This window comes from Sphingomonas floccifaciens, from assembly GCF_042681125.1.
Lineage (GTDB): Bacteria > Pseudomonadota > Alphaproteobacteria > Sphingomonadales > Sphingomonadaceae > Sphingomonas > Sphingomonas floccifaciens.
In genome coordinates, this window is the sequence record NZ_JBHUFC010000002.1 from 514724 (window position 1) to 539246 (window position 24523).

At 65.3% G+C, this 24523-nt stretch carries 23 protein-coding genes and 1 tRNA gene; 7 read left to right on the forward strand and 17 right to left on the reverse strand.

The genetic code is table 11. The features are described 5' to 3' along the window. Positions 1-3: 3 nt before the first annotated feature. The 10 genes from lptG to ACFSC3_RS05390 all read right to left on the reverse strand — a co-directional run bounded on the left by lptG (position 4) and on the right by ACFSC3_RS05390 (position 10756). Positions 4-1104: an LPS export ABC transporter permease LptG gene (gene lptG, locus ACFSC3_RS05345; RefSeq protein ID WP_380939365.1), complete on the reverse strand. Its 1101-nt coding sequence runs from the start codon at positions 1102-1104 to the stop codon at positions 4-6. Continuing rightward, positions 1101-2303 (reverse strand): LPS export ABC transporter permease LptF, encoded by a 1203-nt coding sequence (lptF, locus tag ACFSC3_RS05350; RefSeq protein ID WP_380939366.1) that lies wholly within the window; start codon positions 2301-2303, stop codon positions 1101-1103. Before lptF ends, lptG begins: the two co-directional genes overlap by 4 nt. A 74-nt stretch (positions 2304-2377) precedes the next feature. Further along, a complete protein-coding gene (locus ACFSC3_RS05355) occupies positions 2378-4348 on the reverse strand; it encodes an ATP-binding protein (RefSeq protein WP_380939367.1) in 1971 nt (656 codons plus the stop codon). A 318-nt stretch (positions 4349-4666) separates the two neighbouring features. Further along, positions 4667-5929, reverse strand: coding sequence for a serine palmitoyltransferase (gene spt, locus ACFSC3_RS05360; RefSeq protein WP_380939368.1), 1263 nt, complete (start codon positions 5927-5929; stop codon positions 4667-4669). Positions 5930-6052: 123 nt separating this feature from the next. After that, positions 6053-6298, reverse strand: a complete 246-nt coding sequence (locus ACFSC3_RS05365) for an acyl carrier protein (protein ID WP_380939369.1) — start codon at positions 6296-6298, stop codon at positions 6053-6055. A 42-nt stretch (positions 6299-6340) separates the two neighbouring features. Continuing rightward, positions 6341-7243 carry an NAD-dependent epimerase/dehydratase family protein gene (locus ACFSC3_RS05370; RefSeq protein WP_380939370.1) on the reverse strand — a complete coding sequence of 301 codons (903 nt, stop codon included), beginning with the start codon at positions 7241-7243 and terminating at the stop codon, positions 6341-6343. Further along, the gene (proB, locus tag ACFSC3_RS05375) at positions 7240-8343 is read right to left on the reverse strand and encodes a glutamate 5-kinase (protein ID WP_380939371.1); all 1104 of its coding nucleotides are present in this window, start codon (positions 8341-8343) and stop codon (positions 7240-7242) included. Before proB ends, ACFSC3_RS05370 begins: the two co-directional genes overlap by 4 nt. A gap of 43 nt (positions 8344-8386) precedes the next feature. After that, positions 8387-8944: a Uma2 family endonuclease gene (locus ACFSC3_RS05380; RefSeq protein WP_380939372.1), complete on the reverse strand. Its 558-nt coding sequence runs from the start codon at positions 8942-8944 to the stop codon at positions 8387-8389. Positions 8945-8974: 30 nt separating this feature from the next. Next, positions 8975-10021, reverse strand: a complete 1047-nt coding sequence (obgE, locus tag ACFSC3_RS05385) for a GTPase ObgE (protein ID WP_380939373.1) — start codon at positions 10019-10021, stop codon at positions 8975-8977. Between the two features lie 147 nt (positions 10022-10168). After that, positions 10169-10756 carry a TetR/AcrR family transcriptional regulator gene (locus tag ACFSC3_RS05390; RefSeq protein WP_380939374.1) on the reverse strand — a complete coding sequence of 196 codons (588 nt, stop codon included), beginning with the start codon at positions 10754-10756 and terminating at the stop codon, positions 10169-10171. Between the two features lie 93 nt (positions 10757-10849). Here ACFSC3_RS05390 and ACFSC3_RS05395 point away from each other — a divergent pair, with 93 nt between their 5' ends. Further along, positions 10850-11650, forward strand: a complete 801-nt coding sequence (locus tag ACFSC3_RS05395; RefSeq protein WP_380939669.1) for a metal-dependent hydrolase — start codon at positions 10850-10852, stop codon at positions 11648-11650. A gap of 176 nt (positions 11651-11826) precedes the next feature. Here the strand turns inward: ACFSC3_RS05395 and ACFSC3_RS05400 are convergent, their stop codons facing one another. The 3 genes from ACFSC3_RS05400 to rplU all read right to left on the reverse strand — a co-directional run bounded on the left by ACFSC3_RS05400 (position 11827) and on the right by rplU (position 13233). After that, entirely contained in the window at positions 11827-12375 is a 549-nt protein-coding gene (locus ACFSC3_RS05400; RefSeq protein ID WP_380939375.1) for a GNAT family N-acetyltransferase, read from the reverse strand. Between the two features lie 178 nt (positions 12376-12553). Continuing rightward, positions 12554-12823: a 50S ribosomal protein L27 gene (gene rpmA, locus ACFSC3_RS05405; protein ID WP_380939376.1), complete on the reverse strand. Its 270-nt coding sequence runs from the start codon at positions 12821-12823 to the stop codon at positions 12554-12556. A gap of 38 nt (positions 12824-12861) precedes the next feature. After that, the gene (gene rplU, locus ACFSC3_RS05410) at positions 12862-13233 is read right to left on the reverse strand and encodes a 50S ribosomal protein L21 (RefSeq protein WP_380939377.1); all 372 of its coding nucleotides are present in this window, start codon (positions 13231-13233) and stop codon (positions 12862-12864) included. 282 nt (positions 13234-13515) lie between these two features. On the opposite strand from rplU, the gene ACFSC3_RS05415 reads away from it, so the two are divergent. The 3 genes from ACFSC3_RS05415 to ACFSC3_RS05425 all read left to right on the forward strand — a co-directional run bounded on the left by ACFSC3_RS05415 (position 13516) and on the right by ACFSC3_RS05425 (position 17907). Further along, entirely contained in the window at positions 13516-16110 is a 2595-nt protein-coding gene (locus ACFSC3_RS05415; protein ID WP_380939378.1) for a TonB-dependent receptor plug domain-containing protein, read from the forward strand. Positions 16111-16303: 193 nt separating this feature from the next. Continuing rightward, positions 16304-17137 carry a hypothetical protein gene (locus ACFSC3_RS05420; protein WP_380939379.1) on the forward strand — a complete coding sequence of 278 codons (834 nt, stop codon included), beginning with the start codon at positions 16304-16306 and terminating at the stop codon, positions 17135-17137. After that, positions 17134-17907 carry a metallophosphoesterase gene (locus ACFSC3_RS05425; RefSeq protein WP_380939380.1) on the forward strand — a complete coding sequence of 258 codons (774 nt, stop codon included), beginning with the start codon at positions 17134-17136 and terminating at the stop codon, positions 17905-17907. The genes ACFSC3_RS05420 and ACFSC3_RS05425 overlap by 4 nt, the downstream gene beginning before the upstream one ends. Positions 17908-17916: 9 nt before the next feature. Here the strand turns inward: ACFSC3_RS05425 and ACFSC3_RS05430 are convergent, their stop codons facing one another. Continuing rightward, positions 17917-18399, reverse strand: a complete 483-nt coding sequence (locus ACFSC3_RS05430) for a GDSL-type esterase/lipase family protein (RefSeq protein WP_380939381.1) — start codon at positions 18397-18399, stop codon at positions 17917-17919. Between the two features lie 34 nt (positions 18400-18433). On the opposite strand from ACFSC3_RS05430, the gene ACFSC3_RS05435 reads away from it, so the two are divergent. After that, positions 18434-18631 (forward strand): hypothetical protein, encoded by a 198-nt coding sequence (locus ACFSC3_RS05435; RefSeq protein ID WP_380939382.1) that lies wholly within the window; start codon positions 18434-18436, stop codon positions 18629-18631. Positions 18632-18981: 350 nt separating this feature from the next. Here ACFSC3_RS05435 and ACFSC3_RS05440 read toward each other — a convergent pair whose 3' ends face one another. The 3 genes from ACFSC3_RS05440 to ACFSC3_RS05450 all read right to left on the reverse strand — a co-directional run bounded on the left by ACFSC3_RS05440 (position 18982) and on the right by ACFSC3_RS05450 (position 21268). After that, complete coding sequence (locus tag ACFSC3_RS05440) at positions 18982-19755, reverse strand: GDSL-type esterase/lipase family protein (RefSeq protein ID WP_380939383.1); 774 nt, start codon at positions 19753-19755, stop codon at positions 18982-18984. 161 nt (positions 19756-19916) lie between these two features. Further along, the gene (locus ACFSC3_RS05445) at positions 19917-20984 is read right to left on the reverse strand and encodes an acyltransferase family protein (protein WP_380939384.1); all 1068 of its coding nucleotides are present in this window, start codon (positions 20982-20984) and stop codon (positions 19917-19919) included. Positions 20985-21178: 194 nt separating this feature from the next. Beyond that, positions 21179-21268 (reverse strand) — tRNA-Ser (locus ACFSC3_RS05450). A gap of 134 nt (positions 21269-21402) precedes the next feature. Here ACFSC3_RS05450 and hspQ point away from each other — a divergent pair. Both hspQ and ACFSC3_RS05460 read left to right on the forward strand, forming a co-directional pair. Beyond that, positions 21403-21783 carry a heat shock protein HspQ gene (gene hspQ, locus ACFSC3_RS05455; protein WP_380939385.1) on the forward strand — a complete coding sequence of 127 codons (381 nt, stop codon included), beginning with the start codon at positions 21403-21405 and terminating at the stop codon, positions 21781-21783. A 709-nt stretch (positions 21784-22492) separates the two neighbouring features. Beyond that, positions 22493-24433 (forward strand): M66 family metalloprotease, encoded by a 1941-nt coding sequence (locus ACFSC3_RS05460; protein WP_380939386.1) that lies wholly within the window; start codon positions 22493-22495, stop codon positions 24431-24433. The last annotated feature ends 90 nt before the right edge of the window (positions 24434-24523 follow it).

The window sequence follows — 24523 nt, forward strand, 5'->3', positions numbered from 1 at the left end:
TTCCTACTCTTCCGTCCGAACCAGCACCGCTTCGCCGACCATCAGGAACAGCAGGAACGGTGCCCAGGCGGCAAGGAAGGGCGGATAGGCGCCCAGATTGCCCATCGCCAACGCGAAATTGTCGGCGACGAAATAGGCGAAGCCGAGCGCCATGCCGATCACCGCGCGAACGAACAGCTTGCCCGATCGCGCGACGCCGAACGCGGCGACGGCGGCCAGCAGCGGCATCAGCACCGACGACAGCGGCCCGGACAATTTGTGCCACAGCGAGCCTTCGAGCGCCTTGGTCGGACGGCCGGCAGCTTCCAGATCGTCGATCGCACTCTTGAGCGCACCGAAGGACATGCCGTCGGGGTCTACGCTCGACAGGGTGAACTGGTCCGGCCGCACGCCGCGCGCGACGACCGTATTGCCGAGCGGCGTGAGCGTCCCGGTCGCCACGTCGAAGCGCTTGGCGCCGTCGATTCGCCAGCCGTTACCGTCCCGACGACCGGTGGTGCCTGACGTGACGGAGATCAGCCGCCCGCCATCGCGTTCGAACACGCTGACGCCGCCGAGGATGGCCGCATCGCCGCGCCCGCGGATCTGCTTGGCCTGGATCAGGTCGTCGCCCTCGCGCACCCAGACGTTCGAACGATCGCCGCGGTCGATCGGCAAGGTGCCGTAGTCGACCTTCTGCCATTGATCGAGCGTCGAGGTCGCGCGCGACACGATGCGGTCGTTGAATGCGAACGAGACGCCCGCGACACCCAGGCTGGCGACGATCAGCGGTGCCAGCACCTGGTGCGCCGACAGACCGGCCGCCTTCATCGAGATGACTTCGCTGTTCTGGTTGAGCGTCGTCAGCGTGATGATCGTGCCGAGAAGGACGGAAAAGGGCAGGAACCGCGCGATGATCTGCGGCGTGCGCAGCCCGACGTAGCGCCAGATTTCGGGCTCGCCATTGCCGGCATGCGCCAGGATGCGGCCGCTTTCGCTCAACAGGTCGAGCGCCTGGAGCACGATGACGAGGGCAAGCAGGATCGCAAAGGTCCGGGTCAGGAACAGCCGCGCCATGTAGAAGGTGATGGTCCGCGACGGAAAGAAGGATGCAGCGCCGCTCATGCCCGTACCTCCCGTCGGCGTTTCAGGCCGGGGATCAACCGGACGATGGATTTCAGTGCCTTGCCGAACACACGTTCCAGCGCGCCGATTGGTTGGCCGCCCGGAACATAGGCGGTCTGATAATACATCCAGACGATCAGCGCCGTCAGCAGCAGGAACGGTCCCCAGAGCGCGATGATCGGATCGACACGTCCGAGGCCGCCGATGCTTTCGGCATATTGGTTGACCTTGTGATAGGTCACGATGATCACGATCGACAGGAATACGCCCAGCGCCGATGTCGATCGCTTCGGCGGCACGCCCAGCGCGATCGCGAGCAGGGGCAGCAGGAACATCGTCGCCACTTCCACCACACGGAAATGGAAGGCGGAGCGGCTGGTGTCGCGCAGCTGTTCGCTCGCCGACGGATCGCGGCCGATGCGGGCGAGCTCGATCAGGTTGCGCTCGATATTCTCTTCGCCGCGCGGGCGGAACTGCTCGAAACGCGGCAGGTCGATCGGCAAGTCGTGCGCGGTGAAGGTCAGAACGCGGGGCGTGCGATAGCCGGGCGCGTTATGGATCAGCGTGCCGTTGGTCAGGCGGAAGATGATGACGTCGGGATCGTCGGTACGCAGGAACTGGCCGCTTTCCGCCGTCACCGACACGTCCTGGCCATTGCCCGGCGTCGCGTGGACGAAGATGCCGTTCAGCCGCCGCCCGTCGTCGAGGCTCTGTTCGATGCGCAGCGTCATCTTGTCGCCGAGATTGGTGAATTCACCGACCTTGATCGAGGCGCCCAGCGCCCCCGAACGCAGCTCGAAGCGGAGGCCCTCATAGGCGTAGCGCGCGTAGGGCTGGACGAAGCCGACGATCGCCAGGTTCGCGGCCGCCAGGACGATCGTGTAGCAATAGGGGACGCGCAGCAGCCGGCCGTAGCTCATGCCCACGCCGCGCAGCACGTCGAGTTCGGACGACGTCGCCAGCCGGCGGAAGGCGAGCAGGATGCCGAGCATCAGGCCGATCGGAATGCCGAGACCCAGATATTCGGGCAGCAGGTTCGCCAGCATCTTCCACACGACGCTGACCGGGCCGCCTTCGGTCGCCACGAAGTCGAACAGGCGCAACATGCGGTCGAGGATCAGCAGCATCGCCGCGATGACGAGCGTCGAGAACAGCGGCACGGCGATCAGGCGCGCGAAATAGCGATCGATCGACTTCATGACGGCCGGCTATATCGGGGCGGGCGGCGCGCGCCAGTTTTAAATGCGGGGCAGGGCCTTACACCGGATCGGTGTCACGCCGCGCTGCGCACCGGTTCCGGTGTCGGTCGTGCGGCGATCGCGGTATCGATCGCGCCCGACAGTGCGGCCATGGTGAAGGGCTTGCGCAACACCTGCCGCCCGGCAAGGCCGCCTTGCTCGCCCGCTTCGCCGGCATAGCCCGTGACGAACAGCACGGCGGCATCGGGCAGCCGCGGCGCAAGGTCGGCGACCAGTTCGGGTCCGGTCCGGCCGGGCATCAGCACGTCGGACAGGATCAGGTCGAAACGACGGTCGTGCGCATCGACGACCGACTCGACGCGCAAGGGATCGCCGCAGGCAACCGGACGGTGGCCGAGCGCCTGGAGCGCGCCGACCGTCGCCGCCAGCACGCGCGGGTCGTCCTCGACGACCAGAATGTCGAGATTCGCCGCATGGTGGGCATCGCTAACGGCGGCCGGGTCGGCCTCCGCCGCTTGCGACGTGACGACGCCGGTATGCCGTGGCAGGTACAAGGTCACGGTACAGCCCGCACCGGGTTCGGAGTCGATCCCGACGACGCCACCGGATTGCTGGACGAAGCCGAAGATCTGGCTGAGGCCAAGTCCGGTCCCCTTGCCGATCGGCTTGGTCGTGAAGAAGGGCTCGAAGACCCGGGCGATCACCGCCGCGCTCATCCCGCACCCGGTATCGCTGACCGCGATCGTCGCATAGTCGCCAGCGGAACAGTGATCGACCTCATGTTCGGCCAGGGTGGTGTGGCCGGTCGTGATCATCAGCAGGCCGCGCCCGTCCATCGCGTCGCGCGCATTGACCGCCAGGTTCAGCACCGCATTTTCCAGCCCGTGTCGGTCGACGAACACCCGCCAGCCGTCGCTGACGTCACGAACGTCGACGGTCACCAGGTCGCCGAGCGTCCGGTCGATCAGGTCCGTCATGTCGGCGATGATCGACGCCGCTTCGACCGCCTCGGGCTGAAGTGCCTCGGCACGGGCGAAGCTCAGCAGGCGGCGGGTGAGGGCGGCGGCACGCTCGGCGCCTTCGCTGGCGCTGTCGAGATGGCGGGCGACTTCTGCCGGTTCGCCGCTGTGCCGTCGCGCGAGTTCGATCCCACCGATAACGACGGCCAGCATGTTGTTGAAATCATGGGCGATGCCACCGGTCAACTGGCCGACGGCATCCAGCGTCTGCATATGGCGCAGCTTGGCCTCGGCAGCGGCGCGCTCGCGCGCTTCCGCCTCCAGATCCTCGGTGGTGGTCCGCACGGCCTCTTGCAGCAATTCGGCGCGCTCGCGTTCGTCCTCGGCGTCGGCCGCCGCGATCGCGCGGGCGGTCTGGGCGCGGACGGTCAACCAGCCCAGCAGGATCGCGCCCAGCACGATCGCCGCGCCGAACCCTGCCAGCACCGCGGCGGCCCGGTTCGAACTCGTTACCGTCGCCTGCGCTTCGGCGGCCCGCCGCTCAAGCAAGGTGCGTTCGCTTTCAAGGAAGCTTTCGAGCAATGCGCTGGTGCGGCGCAGCGCCGCGGCATCGCGCGCTGCATAATAACGCGACAGCGCCTGTCCGTTCTTCTTGTACCGCGTGCTCAGCGCGATCACCGACAATTCCGCGCCGCGGCTCTGATAGGCGGCACGCAGCGCATCGACGCGCCGGTTCTGCTGCGGCGTGTCGCGGGTCAGCGTGGCCAGCCGTTCGATCTGCTGCCCGGCCTGAAGCCATTCGTCGGAATATTGCTGGCCGATCCGCTTGTCTGCGCTGATGACGTAGCGACCGAGTGTCGCTTCGGCACGTGCCATCGTCTCGGCGAGCGCGCGGGTGCGCAGCATTACCTCGAAGCTGTGCGATTGCAGGTCGAGCGCGCGGTCACGCTGGCGATTGGCGTTGCCCAGGGTCACGATGACGGCAACGAAGACGCCCGCACCCAGGGTCGCCACGACCACGAGCATGATCGCGCGCCAATGCGCGTGCAGCAACTGCGCGATTCTGGACCCACCCCGGTCGCTCATGCCGCGGGCAATTCTATAGTAGGCTCAGCGTCTTGGGAAGCGGTGTGTAGAGCGGGTTGTGACCATACGGAGGCATCGTGACGGAGCCGATTTTGGTTCAGGGCAAGAAGCGAGGAGCGGAGCGATGCTACTGCATCGTGACCGACGAGCGACACAGCCTTGGGCCAAAATCGGCCCGCCGCCTTGGCGGTTGCCCTGTCGCGCCCGCCGGTCTGCGTCGCGAGCCTTGCAGGTAGCGCCGCTACCTGCTGCATCTCGCTTCTTGCCGGACGAACACGACAGGGCAATCACGACGCCTCCGTATGGTCACAACCCGCTCTAGCCGATGACGCCTACGGCCCGCCCCGCGGCGCGGAACATGGCGATGACGCGTGCGATCTGCTCGGGCGTATGTTCGGCGCATAGCGAGCAGCGCAGCAGGAAGGTGCCGGCCGGAGTCGCCGGCGGACGAGCCATGTTGACGTAGAGACCACCGTCGAGCAGCGCCTGCCACATCGCGACCGCCTGGGTCTGATCCTCCAGGATCACGGCGATGATCGCCGATTCCGGCGTTTCGGTGCCCAGTCTGAAGCCCATGTCCTTCAGCCCGGCGTGCAGCGTGCGCGCATTGTCCCACAGGCGGGCGCGCTTCTCGTGCGCGGTCATCAGCTTGCGGATCGACGCAGCCGCGGTCGCGACGACCGACGGCGGCAGGCTGGCGGTGAAGATATAGGGGCGACAGGCGAGACGGATCGCCTCGAACTTCGGATGGTCGGAAATGCAGAAGCCGCCGACCGTGCCGACCGACTTGGAGAAGGTGCCGACGACGAAATCGACCTGCCCCTCCAGCCCCAGCTCCTCGTACACGCCGCGGCCATTGGGGCCGTAGAAGCCCATCGAGTGCGCCTCGTCGGACAGCACCATCGCGCCATGCTTCTTCGCGACCGCGACCATCTCCCGGAGCGGGGCGATGTCACCGAGCATCGAATAGACGCCCTCCAGCACGACCAGCTTGCCGGCCTCCGCGGGCAAGCGGCCGAGGCGCTTGTCGAGATCGGCGACGTCGTTGTGGCGGAAGCGGACGATCTCCGCCACGCCCTGTTTGCAGCCGTCATAGATCGAAGCGTGGCTGTCGGCGTCGAGGATGACATAGTCGCCCTTGCCGGCGAGCGTCGAGATCATGCCGAGATTGGCCATATAGCCGGTCGAGAACACGATCGCCCCCGACACGCCGTAGAAGTCGCGCAGAGCCTGCTCGACCTCCATATGGTCGCGGAAGGTGCCGTTGAGCATGCGGCTGCCGTTAGTGCCCGATCCGAACTGGTCGAGCGCGGCATGGCCGGCGGCGATGACGTCCGGGTCGAACGTCATGCCCATGTAATTGTACGTGCCGAGCAGGATCGTCTCGCGGCCCTTGATCACCGCCTCGGTCGGCGAGCGTACCTCGTCCATCACGATCGCGAAGGGATCGGTGACGCCGGTGTCGATCAGCGCCTGACGCTCCGCGATGATCGCGTCGAACTTCGACATCAGGTCACGGTTCGCGGGCGCGGGCGCGGGGTTGAGGTCGAGGGCTTCGGGCTGGAGGCCGGTTTCGGTCATCGTCTTAATCCGTTCGTCCTGAGTAGACGCTGAGCTTGTCGAAGCGACATATCGAAGGATCTTTCGATACGAGCCTTCGCCTCCGCTCAGTCTCTACTCAGGACGAGCGGAGAAACGAAAGGGTCAGTCGTTCTTCAGCTTCGCGACGGCGTCGACCAGTTGGCCGACCGTCTCGATCTCGGCCTGCATGTTCATCGTGATGATGATATCGAATTCGTCCTCGATCGCCGCGACGAAATCCATGACGGTCAGCGAATCCCATTCGAGATCGCCTTGAAAGGTCGTGGCTTCGCTGAGCGCCACACCCTTCTTGTTGAACGGTTCGATCTGGGCGGCGACGGTGTCGAAAATCTGGGCGCGGTCGGTCATGCGGGTCCTCTGATCGGCAAATGCGGCCGGGATTGGGCGTCGCTATAGCAGGCGTTCGGCACGATACCATGCCGCGGTTTGCGCCAGGCCTTCGGGCGTCGGGATTTCGGGGCGCCACAGCGCAGGCGGTGCGGCGCGACGCGGGTCGGACACCCAGTCGGGGTGGCACATGTAGGAGACGCGGTCCGGCGTCAGCCGGGCGCCGCCCTTGCGCACCAGTCCGTCGATCCAGGCGCCGATCGCCATCATCCGGCGCGGCAGCGCGATCGGCCGCACCCGCTTGCCGACCGCATCGCCGACAGCCTGCGCGAAGGCTTCGTGGCTCCACCCGCCGGGGCGGCCGTCGTCAGGCTCCAGGATCGCGCGGGTAGCGGGCGCGTCGGCAAGCGCGAGGAGCAGGCGCGCGAGGTCGTCGACATGGATCGCCGACATGCGACCGCCCGGCGGCAGCAGCGCGATCCCGCGCTTCGCCATGCGGAAGATCTCCAGCATGTCCATGTCGCCGGGGCCGTAGACGGCGGGCGGGCGGACCATGTCCCAGTCGGTATCGGACCCCTCGACCAGACCCTCGGCGGACGCTTTCGACCAGCCATAGTTGGACAGGCTAGGCTCACGCGCGGCGAGGGAGGAAACATGGACGAAGCGGCGCACCCCCTCCTGCTGCGCGGCGGCCAACACGCTGCGTGTGCCGTCGATATTGCCGACCGCGAAGCCCGCACGATCCGCGGCGTTGACCACGCCGGCGACGTGGATGACGGCATCGGCGCCGCGCATCAGGCTGGCGAGCGCATTGGGTGCCTCCAGCGATCCGAACACCCAGTTGACGCCGTCGCCGCCGGAGCGCGGGCGGCGGGTGAGCGCGTTGATGCCATATCCCCGCTCCAGCGCGAGCGCGACCAGCCGCTTGCCGACGAAGCCCGTCGCGCCGGTGATCGCCAGCCTCACAGCAGCGCCATGTGATTGCGGTGGACGAGCGCGGCGCGGGGCGCATAGCCCAGGATCGCGGCATGATCGTCGCGCTTATGGCCGATCAGCCGGCGGGCCTCGTCCGCGTCATATTCGCTCAGTCCCCGCGCGATTCCACCGTCCGGTCCGACGATCGCGACCAGATCGCCGCGCGCGAAGTCGCCATCGACCGCCGTCGTGCCCGCGGCCAGCAGGCTGGCCCCACCGGCGAGGGCGGCGGCAGCGCCGGCATCGACGTGCAGCGTGCCCTTTGCCGTCAGTCCGCCTGCCAGCCACGCCTTGCGCGCGGGGGCCGCCTTTTCCGCGACGAAGATCGTGTGTCGCGCCGCGGTCGACAACGGCCGCTCGACCCGTCCCGAGGCGATGGCGAGATGCGCGCCCGCCGCAGCGGCGATCCGCGCCGCGGCGATCTTCGACACCATCCCGCCCGATCCCATGCCGGATGCGGAGCCGGCGTCGGCCATGCCGGCAATACGGGCGTCGATCCGCTCGACCCGCGGGACATGGACGGCGCCGGGCAGGGCGGGGTTGCGGTCGTAGAGTCCGTCGATGTCGCTCAGAAGGACGACGCCCTGCGCGCCCGCGGCCTGCGCCACGCGCGCGGCAAGGCGGTCGTTGTCGCCGAAGCGGATCTCCGCGGTCGCGACGCTGTCGTTCTCGTTGAGCACCGGCACGACGTTCAGGCTGAGCAGCCGGTCGAGCGTCGCCGCGGCGTTAAGGTAGCGGCGGCGATCCTCCAGATCGTCGAGCGTCACCAGCATCTGCGCAGCGGTCAGTCCCTCGGCACCGAGAACTTCGGCCCAAGTCTGGCTGAGCGCGATCTGCCCGGTGGCGGCGGCGGCTTGGGCATCCTCCAGGGACGCGCGACCGCCTTTCGCCAGCCCCAGTCGCCGCGCCCCGAGCGCGATCGCGCCCGAGGAGACAACGGCGACCTGCTGCCCCGCGCGAACCCGCTCGGCAATGTCCGCGGCGATGCCCGCCAGCCAGTCGCGCCGCACGCTGCCGTCGGGGTCGACGAGCAGCGCAGAACCGATCTTCACGACCAGGCGCGGGCAGGAGGCGGGCGGGAACAGGCTCATGACGCGGGCTCGTTAGCGCGCCGTCCGCCGTCCGCCAATCCGCTCAATCGCGCGCGAAGATTTCGTCGTGGGGGATAACGAGATCGAGGGCGGGGAGGGGCAGGTCGGTCGGCTGGTTGAACTGCACTTCATTCCAACCACCTGGCCCGGTACGTTGCACGATGCGCAAGCGTTCGGTCGCAATGTCGACAAAAACGATCGTGTCGACACTCGACAGAGCCTTATACTCGTCCAGTTTTATGCGAAGGTCCGTTCGGGCTGTGCCGGCTGACAAGACCTCGATCAGGACGCGCGGATCGTCGAAAGCCTTTGCATCGTCGTCCTCGGGCCCGTCATGGCCGCAGAAAACGCTGACGTCCGGATAACGGACTGACAAGTCGTGCGTCCGCGTCGCCATATCGGCATTGTAGGGCGTGCAACCGGTGCCACGAAGGCGGTTGCTCAGCGCAACAAGCAAATTGGTTTGCACACGCGAATGGCGGGCTGTGCCGCCCGCCATCATCCTGATGACCCCATTGTCCAATTCCGCTTTCCGCTCCCCGAAATCGATTTCGAGGAACTCGTCGGCCGTGAGCAGCGGATAAACGGGTTGGGTCACCATGCCGACTATATAGCGGTCTCAGCAGGGCCTTTAAACCGGCGACCACTCCACCGCATCCTCGCCTTCGTCGTCGTCCGGCACGACATCGGCCGCATCGCTCATCTTCGCCAGCAGTTCGTCGAGCACCCAGTCGACGCCGATCTGCGCGGCGCCGGAGATGGGGATGACCTGCGCGCCGCTGGCCTCCTCCAGTTCTTCGGACAGGGCCTTGATCAGTTCCTCGTCCAGCGTGTCGATCTTGTTGAGCGCGACGACGACCGGCTTGTCGGTCAGGCCGGCGCCATAGTTCTCCAGCTCTTCGCGGACGATGCGATAGCTGGTGGCGACGTCCTCGTCATTAGCGTCAACCAGATGGAGCAGCACCTGGCAGCGTTCGATGTGACCCAGGAAGCGGTCGCCGATGCCGGCTCCCTCGGCCGCGCCCTCGATCAGGCCGGGGATGTCGGCGATCACGAATTCGCGGTCGTGGTGGCGGACGACGCCCAACTGGGGACGGGTGGTGGTGAAGGCATAGGCGCCGACCTTGGCCTGTGCATTGGTCACGGCGTTGATGAAGGTCGATTTGCCCGCGTTGGGCAGGCCGACCAGGCCGGCGTCGGCGAGCAGCTTGAGGCGCAGCCAGACCCACGCCTCTTCGCTCGGCCAGCCGGTGCCGTGCTGGCGGGGCGCGCGGTTGGTGGAGGTCTTGTAGCTCAAGTTGCCGCGCCCGCCGTCGCCACCGCGGAGGAACACCTCACGCTGGCCGACGCGGGTGAAGTCGAGCAACACCTCTTCCTTGTCCTCGCTCAACACCTGGGTGCCGACCGGGACCTTGATGACGAGATCCTCACCACCCGCGCCGGTCATGTTCGATCCGGCGCCGCCCTTGCCGCGGGGCGCGCGGAAATGCTGGGTGTAGCGGAAGTCGATCAGGGTGTTCAGGCCGGCGACCGCCTCGAACACGATATCGCCGCCCTTGCCGCCGTTGCCGCCGTCGGGGCCGCCATATTCGATGAATTTTTCACGGCGGAACGAAACGGCTCCGCCACCGCCGGCGCCGGAACGGACGAAGATCTTTGCTTGGTCGAGAAAGTGCATGGCGAGCGCTGTAGCGATTTAGCGCAGCTAAATCGACACCGGAGCGCGAGGCCCGGCCGGCGCAGGCACTGCGGCCGACGACATGGGCTTTGCCCATGTCCGAAGGAAAGGCAGGGCCTCGACAAGCTCAGCCCGAACGGGGAGTGCTTATTCGCTCTTCCGCCCCGCCATCAAACCCCGCGCCGCCAGCGCCCGCGCCCGTTCGCGCGGCAGACCCAGTGCCTTCGCCATCGCGCCGCCCAGCAACGCATCGCCGAGGGCCATCAGCACCAGCTGCAACGTCTCGTCATGGATCGACAGGTCGTCGCTGTCATGGCCCTCGGCCAGCCGGTCGACCAGATCGTGGATCGCGTTCAGGATCGGGTCGAGCGCGTCCTCGTTCCCCGACAGGATCATCCAGCTGGCCAGCGCACCGGCCCCACCGCGGTCGAAGGCGTCGAAGGTCAGGTCGACGACCTCCTGCGGGCCCTGATCGCCGGTGCGGGCGCGCACGACCGCTTCGCCGATCTCGCCGACGATCCGGCCGGCCATCGTCGCGATCAGCGCCTTTTGCAGGCCGGCGGCCGAGCCGAAATGATGAAGGAGATTGGCGTGCGTCCGCCCGATCCGCGCCGCGACCGCCTTCAGCGTCACGGCTTGCGGACCGAATTCGACGAGCAGGTCGCGCGCCGCCTCCAGCGCGGCGTCGCGGGACTCGGCGGGGCTCAGCCGCTTGCGGATGGGAGTTATTGACATTGGTGTAAGTAATCGCCAGTTGAGCGACCTGATTGGAGGAATTCCGCTGTGAACGCAAAGACTCCTGCCGACCTGACGATTACGCCGCGCGACATGCGCTTCGGTCGCGGCGCGACCTACCGCCGCTGGTGGCTGAACGATGATCCGGTCGCGACCGCCTTTTACAACGCCCTGTCGGTGACCTTTCCCAAGGGGGAGGGGTTCTTCATCGATTCGGTGCGCAAGTTCCGCGATGACGCGCCGCCGCGCCTGGCGGCGGAGATCGCGGCCTTCACCAAGCAGGAAGTGATCCACACCCGCGAGCATGTCGCGTTCAACCGCCATGTGACCGACCAGGGCTATGACATCCGCCCGCTCGATGCCGAAGTCGATCGGGTGCTGGCGCTGACCAAGGGGCGCCCGCCGATCGCGAGCCTCGCGGCGACGATGTGCCTGGAACATTTCACCGCGATCCTGGCGCATCAGCTGATCGCCGACCCCTCGCATCTCGCGGGCGGCGACGCCGACGCCGTGGCACTTTGGAAATGGCACGCGGTGGAGGAGATCGAGCACAAGGGTGTCGCCTATGACACTTGGCTCCACGCGACGCGCGACTGGCCGCGGTTCAAGCGGTGGCGGATCAAGGCGCTGGTCATGATGATCGTCACGGCGCGGTTCTTCGCTGGGCGTACCAAGGGGATGCTGGAATTGCTGCGGCAGGACGGGCTGACCGGCGCGGGCGTGAAGTGGCGGTTGTTCAAATATGCGTTCGGTCGGCCCGGCATGGCGCGCAAGGTGCTCGGCCAATATGTCGCCTTCTTCCTGCCGGGCTTCCATCCGTGGAACCATGATGATCGCAAGCTGATCGGGTTGGTCGACAGCGAGTTCGAGGCGGCGCGGCTGGCGGCTGTTTGAAGGGTAGGTAAGAAGAAGACCCTCACCCAACCCTCTCCCGCGAAAGCGGGAGAGGGCTATCGGGTTAAGCACCCTCCCGCCCGTCAAAACCTCTCTCCCGCGTTCGCGGGAGAGGGAGGGGCCCGCCCGCGGAGCCGGTGGGAGGGTGAGGATCTTCTTTTTTTTCTTTTCGAACCTCACGCCGCCATGCGCGGCGCTTCGATCTCAGCATCCTCCAGTGACAGCGCATAGCTGACGCTCGGCACCGCCTTGGCCCGTGCCCGGCTGGGCCGCGGTTCTCGGACGCCGGTGGGGACGAACCCGAGCTTGCGCAGCACGCGACCGGAGGCGGGGTTGTCGAGGTGGTGGTGCGCGGCAAGGTGCCGGTGCCCGAGGCTCCAGCGTGCAATCCCCAGCATCGCGCGGCCGGCTTCGGTCGCATAGCCGCGGCCCCAGGCGTCCGGGGTCAGCCAATAGCCGAGGTTCGGCTGCCCATCGTCACGACTGATACCGCACCCGCCGATCAACTGCGGTTCGGCGCCCATATCGTGCGCGAAGATCAGGCAGCGCGTCTCGTCGCGCGCGACCGGCATCGTCAGGAAAGTTTCGGCATCGACCAGGTCATACGGCCAGGGCAGGCGGGCGAGTTTCGCCACCACGCACTCATGCGCGACGGCGCGGGTGAGGGCGGGGGCGTCCTCGATCCAGCCGGGCCGGAGCGTCAGACGGGGTGTGCGTGCGAACATGTCCACTCTCCTCGTGTCGCGCGAGCGCCCAACCACGACAATATGACGTGGTCGCGACAGTCGCGAAGTGAGGGGAGCAGTAAAAAAGGGAGTCCGGGGCGACCCGTCCTCCCTTGTTTGGCTGGTTCCTTGCGGAACGCCGGGTCGCCCTGGTGGGCAACCCGTCATCGGTTGCCCGTTATTCGGCCGCTTCGGCCATAATTTCCACGGTCGCGAATTTGCGGCCGAGCTTGCCGTCCTTGAACAGCACGCGGCCGTCGGTCAGCGCGAACAGGGTGTGATCCTTGCCCATGCCGACGTTGGCGCCCGGGTACACGCGGGTACCGCGCTGACGGATGATGATGTTGCCGGCGATGACCTGCTCACCACCGAACTTCTTCACGCCAAGGCGACGGCCGGCCGAATCACGACCGTTACGCGACGAACCGCCTGCTTTCTTATGTGCCATGACCTAGACTCTCTTCTTCGTATCGTTCGTAGACGCGCTTACGCTTCGGCGGCAGCGGCGGTTTCGGCCGGAGCGGCATCGGCCTTCTTGGCCTTCGCCTTCTGCTCGTTCGACCCGCCGATCGACACGATCTTCAGGATCGTGTGGTTCTGGCGATGGCCGTTCTTGCGGCGATAGTTGTGACGGCGGCGCTTCTTGAAGACGATGACCTTCTCGCCCTTCGCCTGCGCGACGATTTCGGCAGCGACCGTCAGGCCGGCGACCGACTTGAGGTCCGAACCCTCGCCCGCAAGCAGCACGTCACCCAGGGTGATCGACGAACCGGCCTCACCGTCGATCTTCTCGACAACGATCTTGTCTCCGGCGGCAACGCGATACTGCTTGCCGCCCGTGCGCACGACTGCGAACATGGCGTTTCAAACTCTCATCAGTAAATCGGGCCCGCGCTGGCGTACCAGGCGGGATGAAGGCGCGCTGCTACCGAATAGGTCGCGGGGTGTCAACCATGCGAATCCTGTTGTGCCGATTGTGGCACTCTCGCAACAGCCTGTGATCGAAGTGCTCGAATTGCCTGTCATGGCCTTGTCGGCGCCGCGATGCCCTATCAGATATTGCGACATTCAGCCTGCAACGGGCGAAACATTTCAACTGGGGGGAAGGTCATGCGCCTTAAATTGCTTAGCGTGCTCGCTATGTCCGTGTCATCGGTCGCTCTCGCGACGCCCGCGCTCGCGCAGGACGTGCCGGCGCCGGCCGCTGCCGAGGACGCGCCGATCACTGAGGATACGGTCGTCGTGACCGGCAGCCGTATCGGTGGCCGCACCATCGCGGACAGCCCGGTGCCGATCGACGTCATCGGCGGCGACCAGCTGGCCAACAGCGGCCAGACCGAGACGAACAAGGTGCTGAACCAGCTCGTTCCATCGTTCAACTTCCCGCAGCCATCGCTGACCGACGGCACCGATTCGCTGCGCCCGGCGACGCTGCGCGGTCTGGCACCGGATCAGACGCTGGTCCTGTTGAATGGCAAGCGTCGTCACCAGGCCGCGCTGCTCAACCTCAACGGTTCGGTCGGCCGTGGGTCAGGCGCCGTCGATCTCAATGAGATTCCGCCGATCGCGATCGACCGTATCGAAGTGCTGCGCGACGGTGCGTCGTCGCAATATGGTTCGGATGCGATCGCCGGCGTCATCAACATCCAGCTGTCGAAGCGCGAGGGCGTGTCGGGCTCGGTCACCTTCGGCCAGTATCGCACCACGCAGAGCGGCGTGAACGAAGTGCTGGGCGTCGCTGCGACCGGCGGCGTGCCGAACGTGCTGACCAACAACGGCGGCGCGAACGACATCCTCCAGCTGAACTACGGCGAAGAGGTGAAGCGTCATGACGGCGACACGCTGACGCTGGCGACGCGGCTGGGTCTGCCGATCGGCGATGCCGGTTACTTTACCTTCTCCGCGCAGTTCCGCGATCGCGACCCGACCCAGCGCTCGGGCGCCGACCCGCGTCGCCAGTATCAGAACACCACGGCCGATTACGCCAAGGAACTGAACGCCAACCGCTTCAACCACGGCTATGGCGACGGCAAGACGGTCGATTATAACGTCATCGTCAACGCTGGCTATGACATCGGCGCCAATGCCGAGCTCTACGCCTTTGGTACCTACGGCATCCGTGACGGCATCGGTGCGGGCTTCTTCCGCCGTCCGAACGACGCACGCAACCGCAATTTCGCGGCGTCGACGACGACGTTCGTGCCTTATTATGCCGATGGCTTCCTGCCGAAGATTCAGAGCCAGATCGAGGACGTGTCGGGCGCGGTCGGCGTTCGCACCGACGTCGCCGGGTTCAAGGCGGACCTGTCGGTCGTCTATGGCTCCAACCAGCTCGATTACCAGACGATCGACAGCTTCAACGTGTCGCTGGGCGGAAATGCGTCGCCGCAGCGCTTCGACGCCGGTGGCATCGCGTTCGGCCAGACCGTCGTTAACCTCGACCTCAGCCGCAAAATCGATGTCGGCTTCCTGTCCAGCCTCGGCTTCGCGGTCGGCGGCGAATATCGCAACGAGAACTTCAAGATCCGCCCGGGCAACGTCGCCAGCTATATCGGCGGCCAGTACACCGCAAACGGCGCGGCGCCGGGCGCGCAGGTGTTCCCGGGCTTCCAGCCGTCGAACGCGACCGACGTCTCGCGCAACAGCTACGCCGGCTATGTCGAGCTCGACGCCGAAGTGAACGACATGCTGACCGTTCAGGCCGCCGGCCGCTTCGAACATTATTCGGACTTCGGCGACACGGTGAACGGCAAGGTCGCGGCCCGCTTCGAGCCGATCGACGGCATCGCCGTCCGCGGGTCGGTGTCGACCGGCTTCCGCGCGCCTAGCCTGGCGCAGCAGTTCTTCACCACCACGTCGACCAACAACACCGTGATCAACAGCGTGCCGACGCTGATCGACATCGTGACGGTGCCGGCCACCAGCCGGATCGGCACGGCGCTCGGCGGCAAGCAGTTGACCCCGGAAAAGGCGCTGAACCTCGCGGGCGGTATCGCGCTCAACCCGTTCCGCGGGTTCAGTCTGACCGCGGACTATTACAACATCCGACTGCGCGACCGGGTGACGCTGACCGAGAATTTGGCGGGTACGGCGGTCGTCAACCTGCTGGTGGCGGCCGGCGTCAATGGCGTCACCTCCGCTCGCTTCTTCGTCAACGGCGTCGACACGCGCACGCAGGGCGTCGACGTCATCGGCACCTATCGTGTGCCGGAGCTGGGCTTCGGTCGCGTCGTGCTGACCGCGGGCTACAACTACAACGAGACGAAAATCATCCGTCGCGCGGTTCTGCCCAATCCGCTGCTTCAGGGATCGCCGCTGTTCGGCCGGCAGGAGAGCTTCCGCCTGACCGACTCTCAGCCGCGGACCAAACTCAACCTGTCGGCCGACTGGGATCTGGGTCCGGTCGGGGCGACCGTCCGGGCGAATCGGTTCGGTTCGGTCTGGACGGCCGTCAACGGAAGCCTGGCCGCACCGCTCGGCACGGTCGCGGGCGATTTCAAGCTGACGCCGAAGTGGGTGACCGACGTCGAGGTGCGCGTCCATCCGATCGAGCAGGTTACGCTGGCGATCGGTGCGGACAACGTGTTCGACACCTATCCGGATCGCCTGCCGACCGGCGGCGCGACCGGCGCACCCGGTTTCACGCCGAACAGCTACTTCCTGCCGTACAGCCAGTTGTCGCCGTTCGGCTTCAACGGGCGGTTCCTGTACGGCCGCGTGGCGTTCCAGTTCTGATGCGGGCGGCCTGCGCCGGGGTTTTCCCCCGGGCGCAGGCATCGCTACGTCGAGCAGCGGGGTCGGCATCGCCGGCCCCGTCTGACGTTGTGGCGCCAATGTTGATAAACCCCAACGTTACCCTGAATCGCTCAACACCCTAGACAGCGCGTCATCAGTCCCTATCATCCACTTGGGCGGGGATTGTGAGTTTATGACCATGACCGATCTCGACCCTGCGCGCTCTGCGTGCGCATCCTCCGCCGTCAATCGCGCCGTTCGCGATGACATGGTGGCGATCTTCGGTTCCGACGTACGCCTGTCGACGAAACCCATGCCGACACCAATCTCGGCCCATTCCGCTCTGGTTCCGGTCCAGCTTCCGTCCCGCCCGCGCGGCCGCGGGTATGCGGTCGCCTCGACCATGTTCGCGACGGCGATCGCGGCCGGTCTGTACCTAGGCAGCAATGTCGTCGGCGCATCGGCACCCGTCGCTGCGATCGAACACCCGTCGCTCCCGATGGTCACGACGCGGCCCGTCCCGGCGAGCGCGCCGGCTGAGGTGGTCACGCCTGATCCGGTGGCCGTCGAGACGCCGATTACGGTCGAGGAAGCACCCACGGTGATCGCCGCGCCTGCTGCCGCGCCTGCCACCGCTTCCGCTGCGAAGGAGGACAGCGTTCGTCCCCGCGTAACACCCTCCGTCGTGCGCGCGCAGCGCCCTGCGGTCGTGACGTCCGCCACGGTTCGACGACCGGCCGCGACGGTTGTGAATGCCGCGCCCGCGCCGGCCCGCGAGGCGGCCGTCGAAACCTCCGCCACGCCCCCGCTCATCGAGGCCGAGCGGCGCGTCGCCGATGCGTTGCGAAGTGCCGAGCAGGCCGGCGTCCGCCCGGGGCTGCTGCGCGACTATCGCCGCGAATTCACGCTGGCGCGTGCCGATGTGTTCCAGCAACCGGATCGCGCCGGGCGTGTCTATGCGATGATCAGCGCCGACCTGACCCGGTTGACGAGCGAGGCTGAGGATCGCCGTAGCGCCCGACGATGATCGCGATCCGCCGTCAGACCTATACCCCGCCCGAAAACGTCCGCACCGCAGCGCAGCCGCTGTACGCTGTGGGCGACGTTCATGGCTGCTACGACCTGTTCCGCGCGCTGTTGCAGGAGATTTCGCGCGATGCAGGCGCGCGGTCGCCCGACGCGGTGCCGCTGATCATCCTGTGCGGCGACTATATCGACCGCGGGCCGGATTCCGCGAAGGTGATGTCCGCGATCGTCTGGCTGCTGCGGTCGACAGCGGTCGACGTGCGCGCGCTGGAGGGGAATCATGAGGCGATCCTGCGCCTGTTCCTCGACGATCCTGCTGGTCATGGTGACTGGTTGCGGTTCGGTGGACGCGAGACGCTCGAGTCCTACGGAGTGACGGTGCCCGCGGATGCCGAATTGTCCGCCGCGACCCTCGTCACCCTGCGCGATGCGCTACTGGATGCCATGCCGCTTTCGCACGACCTCGTGCTGCGCGGCCTGGAGCCCTATGTCCAACTCGGCGACTATCTGTTCGTCCATGCCGGCGTCCGACCGGGTGTCCCGCTAGATCGGCAGGTCCGCGATGACCTGCTGTGGATCCGCGAGGACTTTCTGGACGACGCAGCCCCCGCCGACGCGATCGTTGTCCACGGGCACACGTGGGAGGACGATTTGCCCGTCCTGCTGCCGCATCGTCTGGGGATCGACACCGGCGCCTATGAAACCGGCGTGCTGACCGCGGTGCGGATCGACAATGGGCAGGTCGACGTGATCCAGGCCGTTCGGCGTTGACCGGCCCTCCTAGCGGGTGATGAGCGTTTCGACCGCGGCGGTGTAGACCAGCGACAGCTTTCCCTGACCGTTCGCATCCCCGGCCGTCCCGTCGGTGGGATGCAGGCCGTCGCCGTACAGGCTGCGATCGCAGGCGGCGGAATCTGGCCCCATCACCGGATCGGCGGCAAAGTCGATCACGCCATCGATCTTTCCGCCCACCGCCGCACGGATCGCCGCGTTGACGATCGTGCGCCGGGCGGCGTGCTCGGCGGTGACTGTGGGGTTTTGCGTCAGGCACTGGGGAAGGACCGTTCCGACCGCAACCTTGGCCCCGGTCGCCTTCCACTTGGCGACATAGGTCCATAGAGCGTTCAGCCAGGCGTCGGCGCTGGGATAGCCGGTCAGGTCGTTCGCCCCGATCAAGACGGTGACGTAGCGGGGGGCAAGCGCCGCATCGGCCGCGAAGCGCGCCTCCAGGCTGTTCCCGCCGTCGATGCCAGAACCACCCACGGCCTTCCCATAGAATTCGACACTGGGATTGGCCTTGGCGAACAGGCCGGTGTGGTTGCCTGCCCAGAAGACGGAGATACTGTCGCCCTCCGACAGGACGACCGGCTTCTGGATGGCGGCCGTGGTCGGCGTCGGAGCCGGCGCCGATGTCGGACTGGGCGAGGGGCTCGGACTGGGGCTGGGGCTGGGGCTGGGGGAAGGGCTTGGCGTCGGCGCTGCGGCGATGACCTGAACGGTCCCGGCCGTCGCGGGCGACCCGTCGCCTCCGCAAGCGGACGTCAGCAACGGCAAAAGCGATAGGGCTGCACCGCGCAAGAGGGTGCGGGCGGCGAGCGAACGACGCATCATTTCCATCCGATGTTCTGTGAGATTCTGCTTGTCTTTGGCCGCGAGCGTCCGGTCGGATCGCGCCCGCGGTTGCCGCCATCGCCATGCGATTGCAGTGTGGGGTCGGCCAGCGTCGTGCGACCAGCCGCCCATCGTACACGTCGTAGCGGTACGCATAACCCTGCGATCCCTAAATGACGATGCGCCAATCCCAGCGGACCGGGACTGACGCATCGACTAGACCGACAGGGTAAATTATCGATTAATCATACCGTTGACCGCGGCTGTATACACGACGGCCAGCTTGCCTTGGCCGTTTGCATCGCCGGCGGTGCCGTCCGTCGGGTGGAGGCCGTCAGAATAGAGCATGCGATTGCAGGCTGCGGAGTCGGGACCCATGACCGGATCGGCGGCGTAATCGATCACCGCGTCGATCTTGCCGCTGACCGCCGCACGAATCGCGGCGTTGGCTATCCGGCGCCGGGTTGCATGTTCGGCGGTGGCAGCAGGAAATTGCGGCAGACACGTCGGCAGCACGGTAGCGACCGCGACCTTCGCACCGGTTTCCTTCCATTTTGCGACATAGGCCCAAAGCGTGTCCAGCCAATCGTCCGCACTCGGATATCCGGTCAGGTCGTTGGCACCGATCAGGATGGTGACGTAGTTCGGCTTAAGAGCGACATCGGCGGCAAAGCGCGCTTCCAGGCTGTTACCGCCTTTGATGCCGGAACCGCCTACCGCCTTGCCGAAAAACGTCACGCCAGGCGTATTACGCGCGTAGATACCGGTGTGATTGCCCGCCCAGAAGACCGAAATACTATCACCCTCGGACAGAACGATCGGCTTTTGCGACGGAGCGGGCGCAGGGGCGGGGGTCGGCGTCGGGCTCACGGTAGGGGTCGGCGTGGTCGTCGACGGGCGCGACACCGATTTGAGGACGACGACCGATCCCGGCTTCGCGGCCTGGGCGCCGAATGCGCCGGGCAGGGCGTATATGCTGGCCGCCCACGCGCTCGTCCCCAGCGCCAATGCCGCGGCCCCGACCAACATCCGCGTCGCCAAGGAATTCGTTCGCTTCGACGTCATGCACCTGATCCCCGCTCTTCGATCTTCAGGCTGTCATACGGGTGAGATTGTAACGCTATGTGTCGAACCATCCTTAATCGCCACGCAAGCCTTGCTCCGTCGATCTACGGGGCGGACGATGCTTCGCGCAATGGGGCATCCGGGTGCCGGTTGCGCGGCCGATCCTTTTCCAGGCGCCGACGAAGATTGCCGCATGGCTTTTCGACCAGCCGATACATTACCGCGGAATAGGCGACCGCGGCGGCGATCCCCAGCAGTTCGGGTGCAGGAAGCCTCGCCTCTTCGAACATCCGGATCAGAGGCACATGCGCCAGGTACAGGGTATAGGACAGCAACGCGATGATCCGGGTGAGGCCGTTGTTCATCAGTCGTGCGACGACGCCCTCAGCCTGGATCGCGGCCGAGAAGACCACGAACAACGCGCCACCCTGCAAGGTATATCGCAGGGTTTCGCGGAACACGTCGTTTCGGATGCCCAGGCACGCCAGCAGCACAAGCGCCGCGAGTGCGACATGGCCCATCTTCGGCCGCCACGCCTTCTCCTCCAGGACCGGATTCTGGAAGAAGGCCAGGCACGAACCGAACAGGATCGAATCGATCCGCGTATGCGACCAGTAATAGTTGTTCGAATAGTCGGGCAGCAGCGCGACATTGGCGATACGGACCAGCAATGTCGCGGCGCACAGGGCAAGACAGATCTTCGCGGCCTTCCGCGGATCGATGCGGGCGAGCACGAAGGCGAACAGCGCCGAAAAGGCGATGTAGAAATGTTCCTCGACGTTCAGCGACCAGAGCGGGATCGGGATCATGCTGCTGGCGTCGATCTGCCAGCTGTAGTTGCTGAGGAACAGCAGGTCCCACCCGATGTACCGCAGGTTCACCGATCCATTGAACGCGCCGAGCATGGCCGCGAGCGCCACCAGGGCGATGGTGATGTAGAAGGGCGGAAAGATGCGGAGCGATCGCCGGAGGTAAAAGGCCTTCAGATCGACACGGCCGGTGGTCGCATGTTCGACCCGCAGCAGCGTCGTGATCAGGAACCCGCTGAGGAAGAAGAAGATCGTGACGCCGAAGCCGCCAGGGACCAGCGCTCCCAGACCGGCATGCGAGGCGATCACGATCGAAATGGCGATCGCGCGAAAACCGTCAAGCGCAGGAATCTGCTTCGTCATCGTCGCCCCAATATCCGAGGCGCCGGCGGGTAGCACGGAATTGCCTACCGACAAATTGACACGTCTTCCAGAGCGATAGGGTCAGTTGCGAATGTCGCTGTGCAACGTGACGATCTTTTGCGCGCATGTTGGGAAGAAGCCGCGATCCGGACGTGGGGTCGCCGCTCGCGATGTTGACACATACGACGGGTAAGTGGCGGAGAGGGAGGGATTCGAACCCTCGGTACCGTTGCCGGCACGCCGCATTTCGAGTGCGGTGCATTCGACCACTCTGCCACCTCTCCGCGAGGGGTTTGCGCCGGGCATCACCTTTCGTGAAAGGCCCCGGGGCGGGTCGTGAGGGGCGCGCTTAGCGAAGGTTTTCGGTGCGTGCAAGCGTCCTGCTTGTGCAATGCGAAAAGCTGCCTAACTTGGAGTCATGAATCGCGGCACTCCCATCGACAACATCCTCGACGCCGGCGTTCCTATGCCCAGCATATCGTCGGCCCGGTTCGGGATCGGCGAGATCGTACGGCACCGGATGTTCGATTTTCGCGGCGTCATCTTCGACGTCGATCCGGTCTTCGCCAATAGCGAGGAATGGTATCAGGCGATCCCGGAGGGCATCCGTCCGCGAAAGGACCAGCCTTTCTATCATCTGCTCGCCGAAAACGACGAGTCGACCTACACCGCCTATGTCAGCCAGCAGAACCTGATGCACGACGACAGCGACGAGCCCGTCGATCATCCCGCGGTCGGCGACCTGTTCGGTGACATGACGGATGGGCGGTACGAACTGAAGGCCGGGCTGAAGCACTGAGGCGGACCATTGTCGTTCGTCCGCTGAGCCTGCCCCAGGCATAGCTGTGTTCCTGGACTGATGCCCGCAAGTCGTCGACGTCGGCCGAGATACGTGCCGGCGGTTTCCCGTCGCACCCCGGCAGGATCGTTATCGACGAGATGCCGTTAAGCGAGTCGCGTTCTGGCGGTGCTTGATGTGGTCGGCACGCCATCGTCGAGTTGAATATCCCGGTGATGACGAGGCGGCGCAGGGAATTGTCGGCCGTTTCGGTTGCGATGCGTCGCGGGCCGACTGCTTGCGACCTTCGTGTACCAGCTGACCGTGGTCGTTGATTCTGTCCGGCGCAGCGGCTTGCGCGGCAGCCGTCTTTCATGTGGTCGTGAAGTGCCTTTGCTCGGGTCGAAATGATCTTCACAGCCCTGCGCAATTTTCGGTCAATCACGTCTGATCGATCTCGCGCAACTTGCTATTCTGCTTGAATTATCAGCCCGTCGAAGCGTGAACGCAGCTGGACCATCAACGCACAAATGCTCGGTCGAGGTCTATGTCAATTCAACTTGATAAAAGCATGAACAAAAACACGTTTCCGCCGGCACGCAAGAAAAATATATATTTTCGCGAAGCATAATATTTAAAATAGAACTAAATAGCGATATAGTATGCAAACTATCTAGGTGGCGTGACATGTTATGACGTAATTACACAGCGGGAACGAGCGGAGGATTTAATGGCTAACCTGAAGTTAACTGGTTTTTCCAGCGTGAAAGTCATTGCGGCATCCTCAGTTGCAATTCTGAGTGGCGGCACTGCTTATCTAGCGCTGTCCAACGACCAGGGGTCGACGACTGCCAATGGCGTTTTCGGATCTATCCGCATCGTGGCGCGAGCATCCTCAGATTCATCTCCAGATGTCGCGATGCCGATGGCGCCCCTGAACGCCATCATAGATTTCGCGCAGACGCATGTCGTGCCGGCGCAAGGCATCAGCTTCGCATCGGACGAGAAGGACAGGGACCTCCATCTTATCGGAAATCGCGCTGCATTGGCGATCGTTCGACTGGGCGCCGCCGACGCCGTGTCGCCTTCGATCGAGGCGTCGCGTGACGGTAAGGTCCTTGGCTCGGTCGCACTTGCCCCACCGACGGCCCTGCCGGCGACCGAGGGCGGCGGCCCGGCGTTCGCAACGGATGCGTGGACCGCCGATCTGCCGCGACAGTGGATCGTCCCGGGTACGCAATTCATCGTGAAGGCGGTGAATTATGCTCCGTCCGATCCCGTCAGCCCCCTGATCGGCGCCGACAGCGCTATGTCATTGCGAGTGTTGCCCTTCTATCTGTTCGGGGCGACGGAGGCGAATACCCAGCCGCTCTCGGTCGTGCAACGGCCCGACCCGGCAGTCGAACGCGAGATCGTCGCCAAATGGCCGGTTGCCGATCTGGATGTCGCGCCCCATCCTGCGGGCTATGTGAAGTGGGATCACCTCGTCATTTCGCCAAACGGGGGCCGGCCCGCCTATGTGATGACGAACTCCGATCAGGAGCAGGGCGGCTCGGAACTGCTTGGCGGTGTGCTGGGCATTCTCAACGCCCTGCAAAGGGCGAACGGCGACAGCCGGACGAATAATGCATATTACGCCTCCCTGCTCCCACTGGGCGCGAAGGGGACCTATCGCTGGTCGGGCGGCGGGCTGGGCACCATCGCTGGAGGCGTCGGTGCGGGTCCATTCTATTTTGGCGGCACGTTCATCCACGAGCTAGGCCATGGACTAGGTCTCGGACATGCGGGTCATGAGAGCAATTATCCCTATCCGGCCGGTAGTCTGAAGGGGTCCGCATGGGGGTTCGACCCCGATCGGCGACAGTTTCTCTCGCCCCTGGTGCCGACGACGGCGTCGAACTACAAGGGCTGCGCACGCAAGCATCAACTCGATGAAGCCGGTCGCTGCTTCAAGCAGGATCCGATGCAGAACGGGATCGGCGATCAGGACCCTTCCTATCGCTTCACGATGTTCTCCGATTTCAATGTGGCGCGGATGCAGCGATGGCTGGAGGGGGTGACCACGGTCGGCTCGAACGGGCAACCTGTATTTTCCGGTGGTCGAGTCTTTGTGCAACCTGATGGCTATAAGCGCTGGAACAGCGTGAGCCGGACATGGTCGACCTTGCCGGACGACAATACCAGAGACTGGGGGCTTTACGGAGTCAACCTCGACCTTCCTGTGCAGCGGAACGTGCCCGTCTACGCTGTCGTCATCACGTACAGCCTGGCGGGGACGCCCGGTGTATCACAAATCTACCCGACGCTGCGTTTTACGGGCAATACCATCCGGACCTTTGACCCGACCAATGCTCAGGATCGGGCGGACATTGATATCCGGACGGGCAAGTACCGGCAATATTGCCAGAACAGCGGCTGTGACTACACGCTGCGGGTGACCTTTTCCGACGGCTCGGTCATTCACCGAATATTGAAGGATGGTTTCCGCAGCTTCATCGGCGCCGATCGCGCTTTGCCGGCCAGAGCAACTGATCCGACAAGCGACGGAAGCTTCAATACCTGGGCGATCAACGTTCCCGCGACCGGTACCATCAGCCGGATCGAGCTCCTTGAAACGCCGACGGCATGGCGCGGTATGCCCGCCGAACCGCGTGTCGTCCTGCGGCAGTAGGCGTCACGCTCGGTGTTACGCGCTATCAGGATTTGTAGAGATCGCAAATCATTGCGCGAATGTTTCACGCCATGAATAAACTGTACGATC

Coding starts and splice junctions, on each gene's coding strand:
- ACFSC3_RS05390 (WP_380939374.1), bottom strand. CDS start 10,756: ATGTCAATAACTCCCATCCGCAAGCGGCTGAGCCCCGCCGAGTCCCGC.
- rplU (WP_380939377.1), bottom strand. CDS start 13,233: ATGTTCGCAGTCGTGCGCACGGGCGGCAAGCAGTATCGCGTTGCCGCC.
- ACFSC3_RS05420 (WP_380939379.1), top strand. CDS start 16,304: ATGACCATGACCGATCTCGACCCTGCGCGCTCTGCGTGCGCATCCTCC.
- rpmA (WP_380939376.1), bottom strand. CDS start 12,823: ATGGCACATAAGAAAGCAGGCGGTTCGTCGCGTAACGGTCGTGATTCG.
- ACFSC3_RS05400 (WP_380939375.1), bottom strand. CDS start 12,375: ATGTTCGCACGCACACCCCGTCTGACGCTCCGGCCCGGCTGGATCGAG.
- hspQ (WP_380939385.1), top strand. CDS start 21,403: ATGAATCGCGGCACTCCCATCGACAACATCCTCGACGCCGGCGTTCCT.
- lptG (WP_380939365.1), bottom strand. CDS start 1,104: ATGAGCGGCGCTGCATCCTTCTTTCCGTCGCGGACCATCACCTTCTAC.
- ACFSC3_RS05355 (WP_380939367.1), bottom strand. CDS start 4,348: ATGAGCGACCGGGGTGGGTCCAGAATCGCGCAGTTGCTGCACGCGCAT.
- ACFSC3_RS05445 (WP_380939384.1), bottom strand. CDS start 20,984: ATGACGAAGCAGATTCCTGCGCTTGACGGTTTTCGCGCGATCGCCATT.
- ACFSC3_RS05365 (WP_380939369.1), bottom strand. CDS start 6,298: ATGACCGACCGCGCCCAGATTTTCGACACCGTCGCCGCCCAGATCGAA.
- spt (WP_380939368.1), bottom strand. CDS start 5,929: ATGACCGAAACCGGCCTCCAGCCCGAAGCCCTCGACCTCAACCCCGCG.
- ACFSC3_RS05425 (WP_380939380.1), top strand. CDS start 17,134: ATGATCGCGATCCGCCGTCAGACCTATACCCCGCCCGAAAACGTCCGC.
- lptF (WP_380939366.1), bottom strand. CDS start 2,303: ATGAAGTCGATCGATCGCTATTTCGCGCGCCTGATCGCCGTGCCGCTG.
- ACFSC3_RS05395 (WP_380939669.1), top strand. CDS start 10,850: ATGCGCTTCGGTCGCGGCGCGACCTACCGCCGCTGGTGGCTGAACGAT.
- ACFSC3_RS05415 (WP_380939378.1), top strand. CDS start 13,516: ATGTCCGTGTCATCGGTCGCTCTCGCGACGCCCGCGCTCGCGCAGGAC.
- obgE (WP_380939373.1), bottom strand. CDS start 10,021: ATGCACTTTCTCGACCAAGCAAAGATCTTCGTCCGTTCCGGCGCCGGC.
- ACFSC3_RS05460 (WP_380939386.1), top strand. CDS start 22,493: ATGGCTAACCTGAAGTTAACTGGTTTTTCCAGCGTGAAAGTCATTGCG.
- proB (WP_380939371.1), bottom strand. CDS start 8,343: ATGAGCCTGTTCCCGCCCGCCTCCTGCCCGCGCCTGGTCGTGAAGATC.
- ACFSC3_RS05380 (WP_380939372.1), bottom strand. CDS start 8,944: ATGGTGACCCAACCCGTTTATCCGCTGCTCACGGCCGACGAGTTCCTC.